Origin of the sequence: Bacillus cereus group sp. MYBK101-2 (genome assembly GCF_051918845.1) — a bacterium.
Classification (GTDB): domain Bacteria; phylum Bacillota; class Bacilli; order Bacillales; family Bacillaceae_G; genus Bacillus_A; species Bacillus_A paranthracis.
The window spans coordinates 1-18,924 of sequence record NZ_JBQAIE010000004.1 but is presented as its reverse complement, the minus strand read 5'-3'; the positions used below and the strand labels follow the sequence as shown (position 1 = coordinate 18,924).

Below are 18,924 nucleotides of genomic sequence, written 5' to 3'. Positions count from 1 at the left end.
TATGAAACAGTCTGTTTCAGCTGAGCAAATTGAATTGAAATCGAGTTTACCAGGAAGCAAGAAAGTGTATGTGGATGGACCACGAGAAGGTATGAAAGTGCCGATGCGTGAGATTGAACAAAGCGATACAAACGGCGTTCCGAATCCGCCAATTCGTGTATATGATACGAGCGGACCTTATACAGATCCTGCGTATAAAGTGGAGCTGGAAAAGGGGTTGCAGGCGCCGCGCCACTCTTGGATTCTAGAGCGCGGAGATGTAGAAGCATACGAAGGGCGCGAAGTGAAACCAGAGGATGACGGTGTGAAAGTGGCTTCGAAACATACACCTGTTTTCCCGCAAATGGATCGTAAACCACTTAGAGCGAAGCAAGGTGCAAATGTTACGCAAATGCATTATGCACGTAATGGCATCGTTACGTCTGAGATGGAATATGTTGCGATTCGTGAAGGAGTAGAGCCAGAGTTTGTTCGTAAGGAAATCGCGGAAGGGCGCGCTATTTTACCAGCGAATATTAACCATCCTGAAGCAGAACCGATGATTATTGGACGTAATTTCCATGTAAAGGTTAATGCGAATATCGGAAACTCTGCTGTATCTTCTTCTATTGCAGAAGAAGTAGAGAAGATGACGTGGGCTACTCGCTGGGGTGCAGATACGATTATGGATTTATCTACAGGTAAAAACATTCATACGACGCGCGAGTGGATTATTCGTAACGCACCTGTACCAGTTGGAACTGTACCAATCTATCAAGCATTGGAAAAAGTAAACGGAATTGCAGAAGATTTAACGTGGGAAGTGTATCGTGATACGTTAATTGAGCAAGCGGAGCAAGGCGTAGATTACTTTACGATTCACGCTGGTGTATTACTTCGTTATATTCCAATTACGGCGAAACGTACGACAGGTATCGTTTCACGCGGTGGTTCAATTATGGCACAGTGGTGTTTATTCCATCATAAAGAAAATTTCCTATACACTCATTTTGAAGAGATTTGTGAAATTATGAAGCAGTACGATGTTTCGTTCTCTCTTGGAGATGGATTACGTCCAGGTTCGATTGCAGATGCAAATGACGAAGCGCAGTTCTCTGAGCTTGAAACACTTGGTGAATTAACGAAGATTGCTTGGAAACATGATGTGCAAGTTATGATTGAAGGGCCTGGGCATGTACCGATGCATTTAATTAAAGAAAATATGGAGAAAGAGCTTGATATTTGCCAGGGCGCACCATTCTATACACTTGGGCCTTTAACGACAGATATTGCACCAGGTTATGACCATATTACATCCGCAATTGGAGCTGCGATGATTGGCTGGTTTGGAACAGCGATGCTTTGTTATGTAACGCCGAAAGAACATTTAGGTTTACCGAATAAAGATGATGTACGCGAAGGTGTTATTACGTACAAAATCGCTGCGCATGCAGCTGATCTGGCGAAAGGGCATAAAACGGCTCATCAGCGTGATGATGCACTTTCAAAAGCTCGTTTTGAATTCCGTTGGCGCGATCAATTTAATTTATCTTTAGATCCTGAACGCGCGATGGAGTATCACGATGAAACGTTGCCAGCAGAAGGTGCGAAAACGGCTCATTTCTGTTCCATGTGTGGACCGAAGTTTTGTAGTATGAGAATTTCACATGATATTCGGGAATATGCAAAAGAAAATGATTTAGAAACGACAGAAGCAATTGAAAAAGGAATGAAAGAAAAAGCGAAAGAATTTAAAGAAACAGGTAGTCACTTATATCAATAACACGTTACACCTCTTTACTTGATTGATCACACTGTAGTACCTAATTTAAATATAGAAGAAGCCCGCTTTGCTAAGACGGTAGCAAAGCGGGCTTCTGTTGTTTATCCCGCTATTTGTCGGGCAGTAAGACCCCCACCTCAAAATTCAGCGGAAGCAAAGAAGTTAGGTGGGGGGGGGCAACTGCCCGTAAAAGCCCGATTGGTTAGGGCTAATAATCAGTGGGGGATGAACAAAACCCCACTGATTAAAGTTTCACTTTATAAGGCGAAGAAGAGATGTACCCAGTAGAATAAGAGGAATAATGTAACGACTGTTGTGAGTGGAATAACGATAAGGGATACACTTAAATAGTCTTTCCATTTTACTTTAATTTTGTTTTGTTTCAGGATATACATCCAAATGAGAGAAGCTAGCGTACCGATTGGTAATAATAGTGAACCGATGTCACTACCGATGATATTTGCGAGATAGATAGTTTTTAATGTGACTGGATCTAATCCCATTTCTGTTAACGTAATGGTACCAATCATAAGTGCAGGGTGATTATTGAAGACATTGGAGAGGAGAGAAACGAGTCCACCCATTGCAAAGCTAGCATAAAGCAGATGTTGACTTACAACTGGTTCAAGCCATTGGACAAGCGCTGCTGTTAATCCTGCGTTGTGGAGCCCGTAAATAATGACATACATAGAGAAAGCAAAAATCAAAATGTGCCAAGGTGTCTTTTTCAAAATGTCGACAGGGTTCGTTCGTAAGTAGTACCATCTCCAAATGAGAAGAACGAGTGAACCGAGTACGGCAACAATCTCGATTGGGATGGATAAGAAGGATGCAACGAATAGAAGACAGCGCATAAGGAAGACGAAGCCTAATACTTTTAGCATGAACCTTGTCCGTTTTTGTTTCGTATCAACTGAATTTTTTCCTTTTAACGGATGAAAGTTTTTCGTGAAGAATATTTCTTCAATATCATATGAAGAAACAGGCAATTTTTTCGGAAGTTTTTTCTTCAAAACCGTATACATAAGCCATGACATAAACAATAGTCCTAATGTTGCAGGTACAAACATCATAGCAGTATGCATATAAAGAGTCATATTCACGATATTTAATGCGATTAAGTTTACGATATTACTTACACCAATTGGTGCACTAGATGCAGTAGCGATTAAAGCACCGCTTAATAAATAAGGGATTTGTTGATGCGGTTTTAATTGAAGATTTTTTAGGAGAAGAATTAAAATTGGCGTTGTAATTAAAATACTACCGTCGTTATTAAATAAAAGAGTCATAAGAAAACATAATAATTGAATATACCAGTATAAACGGCGACCGGAACCTTTTGCTAAGTTTGCAAGTTTCGCCGCAGACCAGTGGAAGAAGCCGAAGCTTTCTAATATAACTGCCATAACGATGGTCGCTAATATCGTTATGGAGGCACCGCCAATTTTACTAATAATGTCCATGACGTCTGGTTTTGATACAAGTCCAGTAATCAGGATAATGCCAGCGCCAATTGCTGCCGGCCACGCCTCATTTAAACCACGAGGTCGCCAAAAGATAACAATCATTGTTAAGAAGAATACAATAATAGTAATCCATATTTCAATGCTCATATTTTACCTACCTTTCTACTTTTCCTTAAAGTAATGTAGCTTGTCTTAAGGTTTGTATTGGTAGTATATTCAGCAAAAAATAAGAAGAACTAGACGTATAACGGAGTGCAATGAATATGTGTTTTTCAAGTTATGGGACAAGTATCTCTCTTAGTGAAATAACTATTGTGAGAGGAGTCTAGAAATTAATGGGGCAGTAAGATAGTAAATAAAATTTATATAGGTGATTATGGAGATATATCGGCGATTATTGAAATATATCGGCGCAACTCAAAATATATTAGCGATTTTTAAATTATATCGATTTATTGACAAAATATGATAAAAGGAGCCCATCCCAAAATACCTTTTGGAACAGGCCCTACAATATTATTTTTCCTTCAAAAAAGTTCGATCCTTCAAGAATAAATTCCAGAAGAAAATAAATCCTGGTAATAAAATTGCAATCCCAATTGCATATAGAATAAGCAATGCATAGAATGTTTCGACCGTTGTAAAGCTTGTAAATACAGTTACATCAGGATAAATAATATACGGTAAATGCGCAACGCCGTAAGCATAACTTGCAAATGCATATTGAGCGACGACTGCTAAAACGGCAATGCGAGGGTATCCTAGTGTGTCATACTTCTTGTTTGTCCACCAAAGAGAAGAGTATCCGATAATGAATAAAACGATAGAAACTGTAAACCATGTGAATTGCTTTATTAGCCCTTGCATAAGCCAGTGTGTTTCCGGATCCATTACAACGAGGGCAATAATCGCCGTAACGAGCGTTGCAGGACCAAGGATAATCGCGTTTCTTCTATAAATTCTATATGCATCTTCTGAACCTTGTTCTCTCGCAAAATCAGCAAGAAAGAGAGAGGAAAGAAATAGTTCCGAAGTTAGTCCGAAGAGCATATAACAATAAATAACAGGACTAGAAAGAAGTTTTCCATATAGGAGTACTTCTTTTCCTTCAGACATTGTAATATAGGCACCTTCTGTAACAGGTAAAACGGTAATTAATAGGGCTGGAATTAAGAGTCCTGTAATACCTGAAATAATACGAAGAAGGTGTTGGTACTTCGGCAGGGAATAAGCAAATACCATAAATGTACTGCGAATTGCCACGAGTACTAGAATTAACATAACGGGTACGAACATTACCGTTGCTAGGGTAAAAGCGGCTTTCGGAAAGAAGCCAAGAAAAGCGACAACGACAAAGACGAGAAATGTATTTGTTACTTCCCAAGTCGGTGATAAGTATCGGTTGGCAAGCTTGGCAGCTAGCGTTGGATGTTTTGCGTATACCATGCCCCAAAAACCTGCTCCAAAATCGATGGACCCTAATATACTGTATACGAAAATAAGAGCCCATAAAATGATGATTGCAATACTTTCCTCATGCACGAGAATCGCCTCCTTCGTGATGTAAATCATTTGTAAGCGGATGTTTCTTAAAGAATGTCCGTAGTACAAAAACTGTTAAAATACCGAGTCCAATATATAAAATGATGAATAGAATAAATAAAGGACCGACAAAATCAGCGCGTGTAGAAGCGTCGACTGTACGTTGCATACCATAAATGGTCCATGGCTGACGACCGCTACAGCTGAAAATCCACCCAAATTCAATGCCGAGCATCATAACTGGTCCACATGCGGCAGCTCCCCAAAGAAGCCACTTCGGTAGCTCTGTTTCTTTTTTTCGGTAAACAAAGTACCAATATAAGAGGGCAATTGCTGCAACTGCAAAGGTAAAGGCAGCAGTGCCAACCATTAAATTGAACAGTGTATGCGTGTAAAATGGTGGCCATGTTTCTTGTGGAAATTCCTTTAGTCCTTTTACGACAGTGTTAGGGTCTAGTCCTACTAGTAGGCTAAGCATGTTCGGAATTTCTAGTGCATAGTTTAGTTCAAGTGTGTTAGGATCTACAACGCCGCCAATTGATAACGGTGCATGTGATGTCGTTTCAAATAAAGCTTCAGCAGATGCCAGTTTTTCAGGGGAATGCTTATGTAAAGCAATTGCCGATTCGTGTCCCGAAAGCCACATCGTAGCGCCTGTAATAAATGTCACGACGAGTCCTAACAGTAGTCCTTTTTTATGATATGCCACTTCACGTTCACTTACATTCTTCTTTAATAATTTAAATCCGGCGATAGAGGCAATGACGGCAGCTCCAGTTGCGTAGGCTGTAATCACAACGTGGAATGCGCTCGTGCCAAAACTTGGATTAAAGAAAGCTTTCCACGGATCAACGTTAAAAACTGATCCATCTGGTCCCATTGAAAAGCCCGCGGGTGTATTCATCCATGTATTTGCCGATGTAATAAGCACGGCGGATGCCGTGGCACCAATCATGACGAAGAATAGCGAGATTAATCTCATGAATGGAGGTAGTTTGTCAGCTGCATATACATAAATGGACATGAACAAAGCCTCTAAAAAGAAGGCGAAAATCTCAATTTGAAAGGGAACAGAAATAACCTGCCCAACAATTTTGGCAAAACCAGGCCAAAGCAGTGAGATTTGCACACCAACGATTGTTCCAGTTGGAATTGCTACACCGAGAAGGATGGCAAAAGCCTTTGTCCATCTTTTCGCCATAATGGCGTAGTCGGAATCTTTCTTCCAGTGATAGAGTATTTCACTTATAAAAATCATTAATGAAAGTCCCACGCCAAGTGTTGCGAAGATAATGTGGAATGCTAGTGAAGAACCGAAAAATGCTCTTGCTAATGTTACCGTATCCATATGTAAACTCCTCTTCTTTTTTGCCATTATTTTCTGATTGAATTGGAAGATTTATTCAAAAAAACTTCCAAAAATATATATGTATTTAAAAAGTGGATATGATAATATTATGTTTGAATATTCTAAATAGAAAGAAGTTAATATTTTGTTTGTTTTTTAGTAAGGAATATTTTATAATCTTTTATGCGAACATAAGTTCTGTTTTCGGAGTGAAGAAGTTTATGTGAAATGGAGAGGATGTTTTATGTATCCTGAAGTCATTAAAAAGATGGCATTTTCAAAAGAGCATAGAGATTTATTATTGAAGCTGTATAATAAAGAGATTACGCGTCGGGAGTATGATCGACTCGTGGAATCGCTATATAGACCTTCTAAAGAGGCTTGTGAGTCATAGAGGAACGGGAGACAATCTAATAGATTGTCTTTTTTACATTTACGTATGTTCTGGTAAAATTAAGGATAGCCTTACTAGGGAGGTGAAAAGTTTGCGGAAACGTATATATATAGTGATTGGCGTTATTCTTTTAATCGCTTTAGGTGGAATTGTATTTTGGTCAGCTTTGCAAGGAAACCGTACGGAACATTTTATTTTAAGACATATGGTGAATGAAAATGGGACGCTTGCTACATATCGTTTAGAAGATACAAAAGCAGGTACCGGTGAAGCGAAAGGTCGTGAAGCTTTATCGGAATCAGCAGGACTATGGCTGCAATATACACTCGATAAAGACGATCAAGCGTTATTCGATGAACAAGTTAAGGTTATTCAAAATAACTTTGTACATAAGAACCAAATTGTTTTATGGAAAATCTCTGAAAAGGGAGAAATGCAGTCAGCTACAAATGCACTTATTGATGATCTTCGTATTATAGAACAGTTATATCGCGCTTATGCAATGTACAAGGAAGAGCGCTATAAAAACTTGGCAGATCAATTGAGTGATGCTGTAATTCGTTATAATAAGAAAGGTAATTATTATGTTGATTATTATGATGCAGATGCAAGGAAACAAAATGATTTTGCAACAACGTCATACATAAATCCGCATGCATTCTTCTATATGAAAAAGTATGGAAAAGTTTCTGCTCAGCAATATGAGGAAGTCGTTCAATTTTTAGCGGATTACCCAAGGCATGGATGGGCATTCCCGAAAGAGTATAAAGAGGATGGTACATTTACGTACGACAAAGAAGTGAATCTTATTGACCAATCATACGTTGCATATCATCGTAGTTTAGGTGGCCTTTCATCAGATGCTTATTTGGAATTTATAAAGAAGAAATTCCAGGAGGATGGAAGGCTATACGGTCGTTACAATTTAGAAACGGGAAAACAAACTGTGAATTATGAATCGCCAGCCGCTTATGGACTCACGATTTTGTACGTACTACAAACAGGTGATACAAAGTTTGCAAAGGAATTATATGATCATATGGCCACCTTCCGAAATGACAACGTATTTAGTAGATATTACGGTGGATATGTAACAGGCGAAAATAACAATACGCATATTTTTGATAATGTTTTGCCGCTTTTAGCTGAAATAGAATTAGAGAAGAGTGAACAATAAAAGGTGCCACCCTATGGGGATGGCATCTTTTATTGTTTGATATCATTTTAAGACCTAATATTGGAGAAGTAATCAATTACGAATTCACGGAATTTCTGAGCAGTTTTCGATAAGTAACGTTTTTTTGACCAGCTTAACCCAATCGTTCGCTCACAATTTGGTTCAATAATACGTAACTTATTTAATGCTAAAGTAGAGTTTTTTAATAAAGTTAAACTTGGGACAAAGGCGATGCCGAGGCCTTGCTTAATCAGGTCGCTAATCACGGTTGGTTCATCTACTTCAAAAGCAATATGTGGAGTGAAGCCAGCTTCTTTACAAAATTCATCTGTTAAGTGCCGAAATCCGTAACCAGTGTTCATACTAATGAACGGTTCGTCTTTTACTTCATGCAAATATACACTTTCACGTTCTGATAAACGGTGCCCTGAAGGGACGACTAAGAAAATTTCTTCTGTAATAAGTGGTTCCCAAATAATCTCTTCGCCTTCAATTGGCACAGAAGAAATGCAAAAGTCAATTTCTATATTATCTAGTTGTCGTTTCATAGAAGGAGTAGATGCGAGAAATTGTTGGAATCGAACGTTAGGATGTTCTAGTAAAAAAGAACCGAGTAGTTCTGGTAATATTCTTGGAATAGAAACGGCCAGTGTAATAGAGCTTTGTTGTAAGTCAGCTAAATCTTTAATTTCTCGTTCGCCTTCACTTAATTCATGAAAAATGCGCTCTACTCGTTTTAAAAATACTTTCCCAAAAGAGTTTAATGTAATTTGTCGACCTTGGCGGTCAAATAACGGGACGCCTAAGTCTTTTTCTAGTCTAGCGATTGTTTTGCTGAGCGAAGGCTGTGCGATATGCAATTCTTCAGCGGCTTTTGTCATATGCTCTAATCGTGCAACTGTTTGAAAGTATTTTAGTTGAAGAAGTTCCATTTTGATTCTCCTTTCTATAGACCAAAAGGAATGGATTGATAATTAAAGATGTATTATACAGTATGGAAATGGACGTGTATAGTAAATCTGTTAAACCATTCTAATGGTGTGAAATTCGGAGAAGGAGTATGTTTCATGAAAGGAATTCAACTTGTATTTAAAGATTGGAAAGCGATGTGGCACCATAAACATGGGCGTATCGCTTTAATTTTTTTGTTAATCGTTCCTTTAATTTATTCAGGGTTCTTTTTAGCTGGATATTGGGATCCATACGGAAAATTAGATAAATTACCTGTTGCGATTGTAAATTTAGATAAAGGTGCTGCAATGGATGAGAAAACAATTCATGCAGGAGACGATTTTGTAAAAAATTTAAAAGAGAATAAGGAACTGGCTTTTCATTTTGTATCAGAAAAAAATGCTGAGGAAGGGCTAAAAGAAGATAAGTACTATATGGTTGTTACGATTCCAGCCGATTTCTCTAAAAAGATAAGTACACTTATGAATGAGAAACCAGAACCAGCACAATTGCAGTACAAAGTAAATCCGGGTAAAAACTTTGTAGCAGCGCAAATTGGAACGACAGCTGTTGAAAATATGAAAACAAAAATTTCAAATAGTATTACGAAATCTTATACAGAAGGTGTCTTTTCAAAGTTTCAAGACTTAGCACAAGGGTTGCGTGATGCAAGTGATGGTGCTGGAAAGTTACATGAAGGAACGACAGATGCAAAAAATGGGGCAAATCAGCTTGCAGATGGTATTCATCGTTTAAGTGACGGGACATCAAAAATGAAAGAGGGAAGTGAAAAACTTGCTTCTAGCCAATCAGCTCTAACTGGCGGAGCCAATGAGCTCAGTCAAGGAGCAACCTCACTTCATACCGGTATGGAGTTACTAGCACAAGGTGAAAAAACTTTACAATCAGGGGTTAGTGAATTAAGTGCTGGTACAAATGAATGGGTGAACGGAAGTGAGAAACTTGCTGAAGGGCAAGTGAAAGCGGACAATGCAGCAAATAGTGTAAAACAACAATTAGAAGAGTACGTGAAAAGTCATCCAGAGGTGCAGCAAGACCCTGCTTTTCAAAAGATTATCGCTACTTCTAATGGATTAGCTCAAGCAACAAACATTTTAAATAATAGTCAGAAACAATTGACACAAGGTGCACAGAAGCTTGCAGATGGTCAGCATAAGGTTGAAGAAGGTATGAATACATTCGGAGTTAAGTTAAATGAAGCTACTGCTGGAACGAAAAAGATAGCAGATGGTGCTACAAATTTAGCTAGTGGATTTACGAAATGGGGAACTGGATTTACATCATTACAAGAAGGTGTAAATCAACTTGCGAGCGGGGGAACAGAGCTGAATCATGGTGCTGATCAGTTAACGAACGGACTTGTTAAACTTGACGATGGTGCGAAAGAACTTTCTACGAAATTAGGAGAGGGCGCAGAGAAGATAGCGGATGTTCGCAATGATGATGCACGCAATACGATGTTCTCAGAGCCAGTTCAATTAGTGAAGTCAACAGTTTCTGACGTGCCTAATTACGGTTCAGGTATTGCACCATATTTCTTATCGCTTGCATTTTATGTTGGCGGAATTATGGCATCAAATATTTTACCGCTTGGCCGTAGACAAAATATGAAAGTAAGCGGAACGGTACATTTTATTAATAAATTAGGGTTAGTATATGTAATTGGACTTATTCAAGCACTACTTGTGGATGTGGTTGTGCTAGGAGTTATGAAATTAGAAGTTGCAAGTGTGCCACTCTTTGTTTTATCAAGTATCGTTATTTCCTTTACGTTCATGACGTTTATTCTTATGTTAGTAACGGTATTTGGTCTTGTTGGAAAGTTCTTAGCGGTAACGCTTCTCGTCTTGCAATTAGCGACGAGCGGTGGGACTTTCCCAGGAGAATTAAATATAGCTGTTCTTAGCAAGATTGGACAATTTCTCCCAATGTCCCATTCTCTTAGAGGATTGCAAGATGTGATTTCTTTAGGAGATTGGTCGCAATTACAAATGCAAATTTTAATATTGTTATGCTATCTCGTTGTTGCTGGTGGAATTGCTTGGATTACGAGCCATATACAACATAGGGAAACGAATGTAGAAAAAGTTTCTTAAAATAAAAAGAAGTTATCCGATTTTTTTTGGATGGCTTCTTTTTACTTTTCTTGTAGCAAAAAGCACATTGTTTTATTTTTTTATACATCAGTTCCTATATAAGAGAAGAGATGTATGGTGAGATTAATTAATTTGTTTTTCTATATATGTGCGCTTTAAGTATTTTGAATATTCTAAAATTGGAGTATACCAATTGTTAGAATATTATGGAAAAGTTTTTTTGAAATAAATATAATGAACGTACAATTTAAATATTGGCATTGTTTTACATGATAGGAAAGGTATCCAAATGTTTTTAAGGTAGGAAAAGGAGACATACATAGTTTATATGTTGGTTTGTTGGGACTTTTTACTGGATGATCATTCAGTAAATTTTCTTATACATATAAGGATGAAGCGTTCCTTTGGAAATTACCGATACTCACTCTTAATGATGTAAATTCATTTTCCTTTTCGAAATGGAAAGTACAATGCAAATGCCGTAGTAATAAGTCAAGAAGTCTGGGGAGGAGTGGGATATCGTATATGAACATATGGAGGCGAAAAAAGAAGCTAAGAAGACAAAAATCCTTTTTAGTACTGTTGATGCTTTTATTAGTGTTCGCGGATATACCTATCAGTTTTATTGACAACATGACGATGCATGCGGAGACAGATTCTGTAACAGAACAATCGAAAGGTACAGAAGCAGATTCTAAAGCAGAACAACCAAAAGATATAGAAATAAGTTCTGCAAAAGAGCAATCTAATCCAGAAACTGTTAAAGATTTTGATTCGGGTCGACCTTATGGGAAGGATGCTCCTGTAGCGGTTGAAGAGAAACGAATGGGGACATCTTCCTGGATAAAGGATGTTGCACCAGCAAGTTTGGTGGATAATACATGTGTTCAGCAAAATAGAGTGATACTTAAAAATGGTGGATTTGAAAAGCCAAAGGTAACGAAAGACTACTTTATTGATCAAGATAAAGTAGAGGGCTGGAGAACGACAGATCGTTATAAAGTAATAGAGATTTGGAGAACGAGAGATAGAATACCTTTGCCTTCACCAATTCCGGCAGAAGGAGAGCAATTTGCAGAACTAAATGCAAGGGAACCTGGAATGTTATATCAAGATGTGAAAACGACTCCAGGGCAAACGATTTATTGGCGATTAGCTCATAGGGGAAGAGAGGGAAAAGACACGATGCGAGTTCGTATCGGATCAGCAAGTGCGAATCTTACCTCCTTACCTACTATTCAAACGATGGAAGATGATAATAAAGCGTGGGGTCGTTATAGCGGGACTTATACAGTTCCCGCAGGACAAACGTTAACTCGATTTGGTTTTGAGGCTGTAAAAACATACGGAAACGCTCTATCAGTAGGGAATTTCCTAGATGATATTTTCCTAGGAACTGAACCTTGTGTTACGGCAACAAAATCTGTAAGCCCAGAAGGAAAAGTGTATGCAGGAGATGAGTTGGCGTATACAGTGAACGTTAAAAATCACGGGGGAGATGTTGCCGGTGAAACAATGTTCACCGACATGATTCCAGAAGGAACAGAATATGTACCTGGTTCTATAAAAGTACAAGCTAATGGAACCGAAACAGCTATAACAGATGCAGAAGATAATGACGCAGGCTTTTATAAAGATAAAAAAGTTACTGTTAAATTAGGAGACGTCCAAAATACGGAAGAAGATCCAAATGGAATTACCGTTCAATTTAAAGTAAAGGCTTTAGCAAGTTATATTGGAAAGCAAGTTACGAATAAGGCAAGAATAGATTATGGCAACTTGTTGAAGGGATCAAAAGAATATACCAACTCCAATGAAGTTGTAAACGAGGTTATTGCAAGAAACCCTGAAATAGAGTCGGTTAAAGAAGTGAAAAATGTACAAGGTAAGAGTAGGTATGAGGTCGGAGATACAATTGAATACACAGTTAAAATGCGTAACAAAATTGAGAATAGCATCGCGAAAAAGATTGTAATAGAAGATCCATTACCAAACGGAGTAGATTATGTACCAGGAACGATTAAGGTAGATGGAAAAGCGGTGACGGATGCTATAGATCAAGATAGCGGCCACTATACGATAGGTAAAGTGATTGGGAATTTAGGTGATATTACAGATACAGGATGGCATACGGTCACCTTCCAAGCGAAAGTAAAATCGGATCAGTTAGATAAGACGATTCGTAACATAGGAAAAATAACAGGTGAGAATATTGCACCGCAAGAACCAGAGAAATCTATTGTAATAGAACCGAAAGATCCGAAGTTAGAAACGGTCAAAGAAGCGAAGAATTTACAGTCAGGTAAGAGCGTATATGAAGCCGGAGATACGATTGAATATACAGTAAAGATGCGTAATAACATGGCGAGTAGCATGATAAAAAACGCTATCATTGAGGATCCGTTACCAGAAGGTGTGGAATATGTACCAGGAACAATTCGGGTCGATGGCAAGGTGGTAACAGATGCCGAAGATACTGACAGCGGTCATTATAAGGCTGGAAAAGTAATAGGGAAACTCGGAGACATTCGAGATACAGATTGGCATACAGTCGTGTTCCATGTGAAAGTGAAAACGGACCAAGCAGGGAAAGAAATCATAAATAAAGCTAAGGTAACAGGAGAAAAAATTACACCGCAGGAACCTGAAAAACTAGTGAAAGTAGATTATAAGAATCCGAAAGTAGAATCAGTGAAAGAAGTAAAGAACTTACAACAAGGTAAGAAGTATGAAGTAAAAGATACGATTGAATATACGATTAAGGTTCGTAATACAGTCAAAGATAGCATCATAAAAAATTCTTTAGTAGAAGACGAATTGCCAGAAGGTGTGGAATATGTACCAGGATCAATTCGGGTGGATGGCAATATAGTAACGGATGCCGAAGATACTGACATTGGTCATTATAAGGCTGGAAAAGTAATAGGGAAACTCGGAGACATTCAAGATACAGAATGGCATACAATCGTATTTCAAGTGAAGATAAAAGATGGTTATGAAGATAAAAAAATACTGAACGTAGGTACGGTAAAAGGAGATAATATTTCTCCACAAAAACCATCAGTAGAAATAGCAGTGGAACCTCCTCCGTCAGGGAAGATTGAAATTGAAAAAGTAGATGCAAAGGATCATACGTTGAAACTGAAAAATGCAGAGTTTCAAATTATTGATAAAGATGGCAAGGTAGTTGGAACTTTAATAACCGATGAAAACGGGAAAGCAATTTCTGAACCGCTAGTATTCGGTAAATATGAAATGAAAGAAATAAAAGCACCGACAGGTTACATGATCTTGAAGGAATCAATTCATGTAGAACTTACATCACCTTTGCAAAAGTTGAAAGTAGAGAATAACAAGAGTGAATGGGTCATTCCGAATACAGGAGGAGTTGGAACAAACCTCATTTACTTATTTAGCACATTACTCATTGTGTTAACGCTACTTCTCTATTTCCGAAAAGGGGACAGTAATTTATAAAATATAAAGGGGGCAATACGAGTATGAAAAAGGTATTTAGTATGGTTTTAGCATTTATATTAATGTTTTCAACGCTGCCAAGTGCATTTGCAGCAAACGAGGTTAAAACGAAGGGATCTTTAACAATTCACAAGTATGCGCATGAAAAAGATGGGCAAAAAGGTGAAGAAGGAACTGGTGAACCTGGCCAGAAAGTTCCTGAAGGGGCAACACCTATAAAAGGAGTAAAGTATGAAGTTGTAAAAATTGCAACTTTTAAAGTGATTGAAAGAAATGGAGAAATTGTAAAAGAAGCTATTGAGAAAGTTGACAATGCAACGCCTATTAGCGACGTAACAGGTGAAGATGGTACAGTAACTTTTAAGGACCTTCCAATCGGCCGTTACTTAGTGAAAGAAGTTAGTGGTCCAGATAACGTAAATATAAATACAGAGCCATATACAATTGACATTCCAATGACTGATAAAGAAGGTAAAAAGTTAAACTATGATGTTCATATTTACCCGAAAAATGAAATCAAGCGTGGAGCAGTAGAATTAACGAAAGTAGACGATGCAGGAAAACCATTAAAAGATGTAGAGTTCACGCTATATCATAAAGGGACTGATAAAGTAGTAGTAGATAAAGCAGGAAAAGAATTAACGGGTTTAAAGACAGATGCGGAAGGTAAAATCCGTGTAGATGGTTTATTGCATGGTGAATATTACTTCAAAGAGTCAAAAGCGCTAGAAGGATATGTTTTAGATCCTAAAAAGTATGAATTTAAAGTTGAAAAATCAGGTGCATTTCCGAAAGATGGTCAAGCAGGTTATGGGGAAATTGTAAAACTAGATAAAATTACAAACTATAAAAAACCGACAATTGATAAGAAGATTAATGGAAATTCAAATAGCTTACCAATTAACGTAGGTGAAGAATTCGCATATGACATTAAAACTACATTACCAGGTGATATTCATACGTACAAGAAATACGTAATAACAGATAATGTTGATCCGAGATTAACAATTATCGGTACGCCAGTTGTTACAATTGATGGTGAAAAAGTATCTTCTGATGTAGTAAAGGTAACATTAGGTGAAAAGACTCTAGCAGGTCAGTTAGTGACAGTTACTGTAGAGAATTTTGAAGCTTTAAAAGGTAAGAAAGAACTACATTTGCAAATTAAGGCGAAAGTAAATGCAGATATTAAAGGCGGCGACAAAATCGAGAATAAAGCGACTATTGACTATGAAACTGGCGATAAAGTAACACCAGAACCAGATGATAAAACGACAACGCCTCCGGTAACAGTTGTAGTAACATCAGGTGGAATCACATTGAAGAAAATCGACGGTGAAACGAAAGAAGCATTACAAGGTGCGAAATTTAAGCTGCAAGATAAAGATGGAAACATTGTAAAAGTAAATGGTGTAGATGTAGTTGGCGAATCTGATAAAGATGGTATGATTCGTTGGGGCGAAATTCCTTACGGTGAGTATGAAATCGTCGAAATTGAAGCACCAACTTATAAGAACGATAAAGGTGAAGTGAAATCTTATCAAAAATTAAGAGAGCCAATTAAAGTTAAGATTGATAAGGATAACCAAACGGTGAAATTAACTGTAGAAAATAATAAGAGTGGCTGGATTCTTCCTGCAACAGGTGGAATTGGGACAATTCTCTTCACAGTAGTTGGCCTTATATTAATGGGCGCAGCGTTTATGTTCTTAAGAAGAAAAGCTTAATAAGCGTACGAGTATAGGGAGAAAAGAGGGAGAAAGAACATCTTCCTCTTTTCGTTATTTACTGCCCGATAAATAGCGAGATAAATGGAACTACATATGCATAATAAAGGGGTATATTATGAAACGTAATATTATTTTTGGATGCATCTTTTTAGTAGGACTTAGTATTTTTTTATACCCGACGGTGAGTAATTGGTTAGCGACAAGAGCGCATTATTCTGAAGTAAGTACATATGACAAAAAGGTGAAAGAGCTGCAAAGGGAAGAAATTAAACGTAAAGAAAAAGAAGCGAAAGAGTACAATGAGAAACTACAACGGGAGAGACAGACCGTTACAGATCCATTTCGTTCCGATAAGAGTGGAAATTCCAGTTCTTACGTAGATATGTTGAATGTAGGAGAAGTAATGGGCTATGTAGAAATTCCTAAAATTAATGTGAAGCTTCCTATATATCATGGAACGTCTGAGGATGTTTTAAGTAGAGGGGTAGGTCATATAGAGAATTCCTCTTTGCCAGTTGGCGGAGAAGGAACACATTCTATTTTGACTGGACATAGGGGGTTGCCATCTGCTGTATTATTTACAGAGTTGGATAAATTAAAAGAGGAGGATATCTTTTATATTCATTCTTTAGATAAAGTATTAGCATATAAAGTAGATCAAATTAAAGTAGTGCTACCAGAAGAAACGGATGATTTAACAGTTGCTGAAAATCAAGATTATGTGACACTAATTACATGTACGCCATATGGTGTAAACACGCATAGGTTGCTCGTTCGAGGACACCGTGTTCCATATGACGAAAAGGAAAAAGAAGAGATTAAAGAAGTTGTTGGAGTAGATAAACGAATGATAGGAGCAGGTGCTATCATTGTAGGTGCATTTCTAATTGCTTTATATAGAAGAACGAAGCGTAAAACTATAGAGAAAATATAAAATGGTTCTCCTTTCAATGTATATGTATGAAAGGAGAACCATTTTTTGGCCTATTATTTGCGTTCCATTACCGCAAAGTAATTGTTTTCATTATCAGCAAAGTTAAAGGCTCTACCAGTAGGTAAATCTACAACTTGTCCAACGGTAACGTTTTTCTCAGAAAGATCTTTATATAGTTGATCTAAGTTGTTAGAGAAGAACATAAGTGAAGGAGTACCTAAGTTTAATTCAGGTTGCATCTTTGCAATTAACTCTTTATCGTGAAGGACGATGCTTGTTCCTGCTTCTTTTGACGGTGCAATTTCAATCCAGCGAAAACCTTGTCCATTATTTTCTTCCGCAATAATTTGGAATCCTACTGTCTCAGTCCAAAATTGCATGGCTTCATCTTGATTATTTACATATAACATAATTTGTCCAATTTGATTAATCATAGGTGTATCCTACTTTCTTTTCTTGTATGGAATTCTATCCCGCATTAACGGGCAGTAAGACCCCTACCTCAACATTCAGCAAAAGAAAAGAAGTTAGGTGAAGAATCAACTGCCCGTAAATGCCTGATTGGTGAAGGCTAATAATCAGTGGGGGATGAAGAACCCCTCCACTGATTAAAGTTTCACTTTATTATATCAAAGATATGGTTTGAATACCTTTTCGTGATTTTTCCGAAGTGCAATCTTAGCCCATTTCATATTTGCCCTAGGAGAAGGTCCTGTAATCCATGTATGAAATGGTAGTGTACTGCATATGACCATTGTTGAAATCGAGATTATGGCTGTTATTGTAAATAATAATAAGCTATACAATATTGTGTTTTCTTGCAGTGTGAATAAAGAAAGAAACTTTGTACATAGTTGCAAGAAGAAAAAGTGAGCTAAATAAGCACCATACGTGTAATTCCCGATAAATCGCAAAGCTTTATATAAGAAACCGCGTCTCTGTACGATTGTAATAGAAAGCACGTAAAGTATAATAATTTCGCATACGATATATAAAAACATAGACGGTTTTAAATAAGTCGAAACGGTTAAATGAATAGAGTTTGCTCCGTAAAAACTAAATAACTCATAATTGATGAATAAAAATAAGATGAAAAATAATATTGTGATAAGCGGGATATGTTTCAAGACGAATAGCCGCCAAGTTTTTAGTGCTACAGCAGCGATTCCTCCCATGACGAAATAAAATGAGTAGAAGAAGAAGGAACGGTCTGTATAATGTAAAATTGTTGAGCTAGTCAATTTCTCTCCATTAAAAATGTAGTGCGAAGAATACCACATTAAGAGGAAATATAGGCAAGCAAAGATAGTCATATATTTATATATGTCTTTTTTATTTTCTGTTCGTTTTTGAAACCAATAAAATAGTGTGCACAGCAAAGGGAACAATAGGTGAATTTGGAACATCATAATCACGTACCAAAGGTGAGGTGCGGCCGTTCCGAGTAATACACTTTTTATTCCGCCTTGTAGTGTAATCATATCGTTTGTTGTTAATAAGTAAAGAATAGACCAGAAGAGATAAGGAATGAGTAAATGTGCGGCTTTTTCATAAATATATTCTGCGTAAGCAAGTTGCTTTGTATATTGACGAATTAAGTGGAAGCCGACGATAAATATGAATGCAGGTGCTGAAAATTTTGCGAGATTAAATAGCATACCCATAATGAGGGATTGCTCAAGTAAGACATTTCCTTGATTCATTGTATATAATAACGAACTTTGCAAAACGACAGCAAGGAATGCAATGCTTTGCAAAACTTTAAATTCTGGTGCGCTTTGAGTCATTATGTCCATCTCCTTTTCCATACATGATTATAGTACGGAGAATGAATAATGGATGTGGAATATTTGTGAAGATTTTAACAAATTTGTGGCGGAATAGATTATATCGACGATTTTTCGGATATATCGATGATGTATAAAAGTATGTGTAAACATTTTTAGGCAAAAAATAAGGCAAAGTACCCCCTAGGTTTATCCAGAACCTAAAATGAAAGGAGACTTTGCCTCATGCCTAATAA

General features: G+C 37.4%; 13 protein-coding genes. 7 read left to right on the top strand and 6 right to left on the bottom strand.

The features are described from left to right. The first annotated feature begins 1 nt into the window (after window position 1). Complete coding sequence (thiC, locus tag ACTFSI_RS10910) at window positions 2-1,762, top strand: phosphomethylpyrimidine synthase ThiC (RefSeq protein ID WP_197225797.1); 1,761 nt, start codon at window positions 2-4, stop codon at window positions 1,760-1,762. Window positions 1,763-2,019: 257 nt separating this feature from the next. Here the strand turns inward: thiC and ACTFSI_RS10905 are convergent, their stop codons facing one another. From ACTFSI_RS10905 to cydA, 3 genes are all read right to left on the bottom strand, one after another. Next, window positions 2,020-3,378, bottom strand: coding sequence for an arsenic transporter (locus tag ACTFSI_RS10905; RefSeq protein WP_000021134.1), 1,359 nt, complete (start codon window positions 3,376-3,378; stop codon window positions 2,020-2,022). Between the two features lie 369 nt (window positions 3,379-3,747). Continuing rightward, window positions 3,748-4,773, bottom strand: coding sequence for a cytochrome d ubiquinol oxidase subunit II (locus tag ACTFSI_RS10900; RefSeq protein WP_000544181.1), 1,026 nt, complete (start codon window positions 4,771-4,773; stop codon window positions 3,748-3,750). Beyond that, window positions 4,766-6,121 (bottom strand): cytochrome ubiquinol oxidase subunit I, encoded by a 1,356-nt coding sequence (gene cydA / locus ACTFSI_RS10895; RefSeq protein ID WP_000381959.1) that lies wholly within the window; start codon window positions 6,119-6,121, stop codon window positions 4,766-4,768. The genes ACTFSI_RS10900 and cydA overlap by 8 nt, the downstream gene beginning before the upstream one ends. 244 nt (window positions 6,122-6,365) lie before the next feature. Between cydA and ACTFSI_RS10890 the strand changes: the two genes are divergently transcribed. Both ACTFSI_RS10890 and ACTFSI_RS10885 read left to right on the top strand, forming a co-directional pair. Next, window positions 6,366-6,515, top strand: a complete 150-nt coding sequence (locus ACTFSI_RS10890; protein ID WP_000283174.1) for a hypothetical protein — start codon at window positions 6,366-6,368, stop codon at window positions 6,513-6,515. Window positions 6,516-6,606: 91 nt separating this feature from the next. Beyond that, entirely contained in the window at window positions 6,607-7,692 is a 1,086-nt protein-coding gene (locus ACTFSI_RS10885; protein WP_044792007.1) for a transcriptional regulator, read from the top strand. Between the two features lie 47 nt (window positions 7,693-7,739). Here ACTFSI_RS10885 and ACTFSI_RS10880 read toward each other — a convergent pair whose 3' ends face one another. Continuing rightward, window positions 7,740-8,624: a LysR family transcriptional regulator gene (locus ACTFSI_RS10880; protein WP_138320720.1), complete on the bottom strand. Its 885-nt coding sequence runs from the start codon at window positions 8,622-8,624 to the stop codon at window positions 7,740-7,742. Window positions 8,625-8,759: 135 nt separating this feature from the next. Here ACTFSI_RS10880 and ACTFSI_RS10875 point away from each other — a divergent pair, with 135 nt between their 5' ends. From ACTFSI_RS10875 to ACTFSI_RS10860, 4 genes are all read left to right on the top strand, one after another. Beyond that, entirely contained in the window at window positions 8,760-10,760 is a 2,001-nt protein-coding gene (locus tag ACTFSI_RS10875) for a YhgE/Pip domain-containing protein (RefSeq protein ID WP_044792010.1), read from the top strand. 525 nt (window positions 10,761-11,285) lie between these two features. Then, complete coding sequence (locus tag ACTFSI_RS10870; protein WP_138320722.1) at window positions 11,286-14,237, top strand: isopeptide-forming domain-containing fimbrial protein; 2,952 nt, start codon at window positions 11,286-11,288, stop codon at window positions 14,235-14,237. Between the two features lie 23 nt (window positions 14,238-14,260). Beyond that, complete coding sequence (locus ACTFSI_RS10865; RefSeq protein ID WP_440045377.1) at window positions 14,261-15,964, top strand: SpaH/EbpB family LPXTG-anchored major pilin; 1,704 nt, start codon at window positions 14,261-14,263, stop codon at window positions 15,962-15,964. 118 nt (window positions 15,965-16,082) lie between these two features. Next, complete coding sequence (locus ACTFSI_RS10860; RefSeq protein WP_440045376.1) at window positions 16,083-16,901, top strand: class C sortase; 819 nt, start codon at window positions 16,083-16,085, stop codon at window positions 16,899-16,901. 53 nt (window positions 16,902-16,954) lie between these two features. Here the strand turns inward: ACTFSI_RS10860 and ACTFSI_RS10855 are convergent, their stop codons facing one another. Continuing rightward, complete coding sequence (locus tag ACTFSI_RS10855; protein WP_000609839.1) at window positions 16,955-17,335, bottom strand: VOC family protein; 381 nt, start codon at window positions 17,333-17,335, stop codon at window positions 16,955-16,957. A gap of 195 nt (window positions 17,336-17,530) precedes the next feature. Further along, entirely contained in the window at window positions 17,531-18,688 is a 1,158-nt protein-coding gene (locus ACTFSI_RS10850) for an acyltransferase (RefSeq protein ID WP_440045375.1), read from the bottom strand. Window positions 18,689-18,924 lie beyond the last annotated feature (236 nt).

What these genes read in the sequence shown, in the direction of transcription:
- ACTFSI_RS10855 (WP_000609839.1), bottom strand. Translation starts at nt 17,335, where the DNA reads ATGATTAATCAAATTGGACAAATTATGTTATATGTAAATAATCAAGAT.
- ACTFSI_RS10860 (WP_440045376.1), top strand. Translation starts at nt 16,083, where the DNA reads ATGAAACGTAATATTATTTTTGGATGCATCTTTTTAGTAGGACTTAGT.
- thiC (WP_197225797.1), top strand. Translation starts at nt 2, where the DNA reads ATGAAACAGTCTGTTTCAGCTGAGCAAATTGAATTGAAATCGAGTTTA.
- ACTFSI_RS10870 (WP_138320722.1), top strand. Translation starts at nt 11,286, where the DNA reads ATGAACATATGGAGGCGAAAAAAGAAGCTAAGAAGACAAAAATCCTTT.
- ACTFSI_RS10850 (WP_440045375.1), bottom strand. Translation starts at nt 18,688, where the DNA reads ATGACTCAAAGCGCACCAGAATTTAAAGTTTTGCAAAGCATTGCATTC.
- ACTFSI_RS10880 (WP_138320720.1), bottom strand. Translation starts at nt 8,624, where the DNA reads ATGGAACTTCTTCAACTAAAATACTTTCAAACAGTTGCACGATTAGAG.
- ACTFSI_RS10905 (WP_000021134.1), bottom strand. Translation starts at nt 3,378, where the DNA reads ATGAGCATTGAAATATGGATTACTATTATTGTATTCTTCTTAACAATG.
- ACTFSI_RS10875 (WP_044792010.1), top strand. Translation starts at nt 8,760, where the DNA reads ATGAAAGGAATTCAACTTGTATTTAAAGATTGGAAAGCGATGTGGCAC.
- ACTFSI_RS10890 (WP_000283174.1), top strand. Translation starts at nt 6,366, where the DNA reads ATGTATCCTGAAGTCATTAAAAAGATGGCATTTTCAAAAGAGCATAGA.
- cydA (WP_000381959.1), bottom strand. Translation starts at nt 6,121, where the DNA reads ATGGATACGGTAACATTAGCAAGAGCATTTTTCGGTTCTTCACTAGCA.
- ACTFSI_RS10865 (WP_440045377.1), top strand. Translation starts at nt 14,261, where the DNA reads ATGAAAAAGGTATTTAGTATGGTTTTAGCATTTATATTAATGTTTTCA.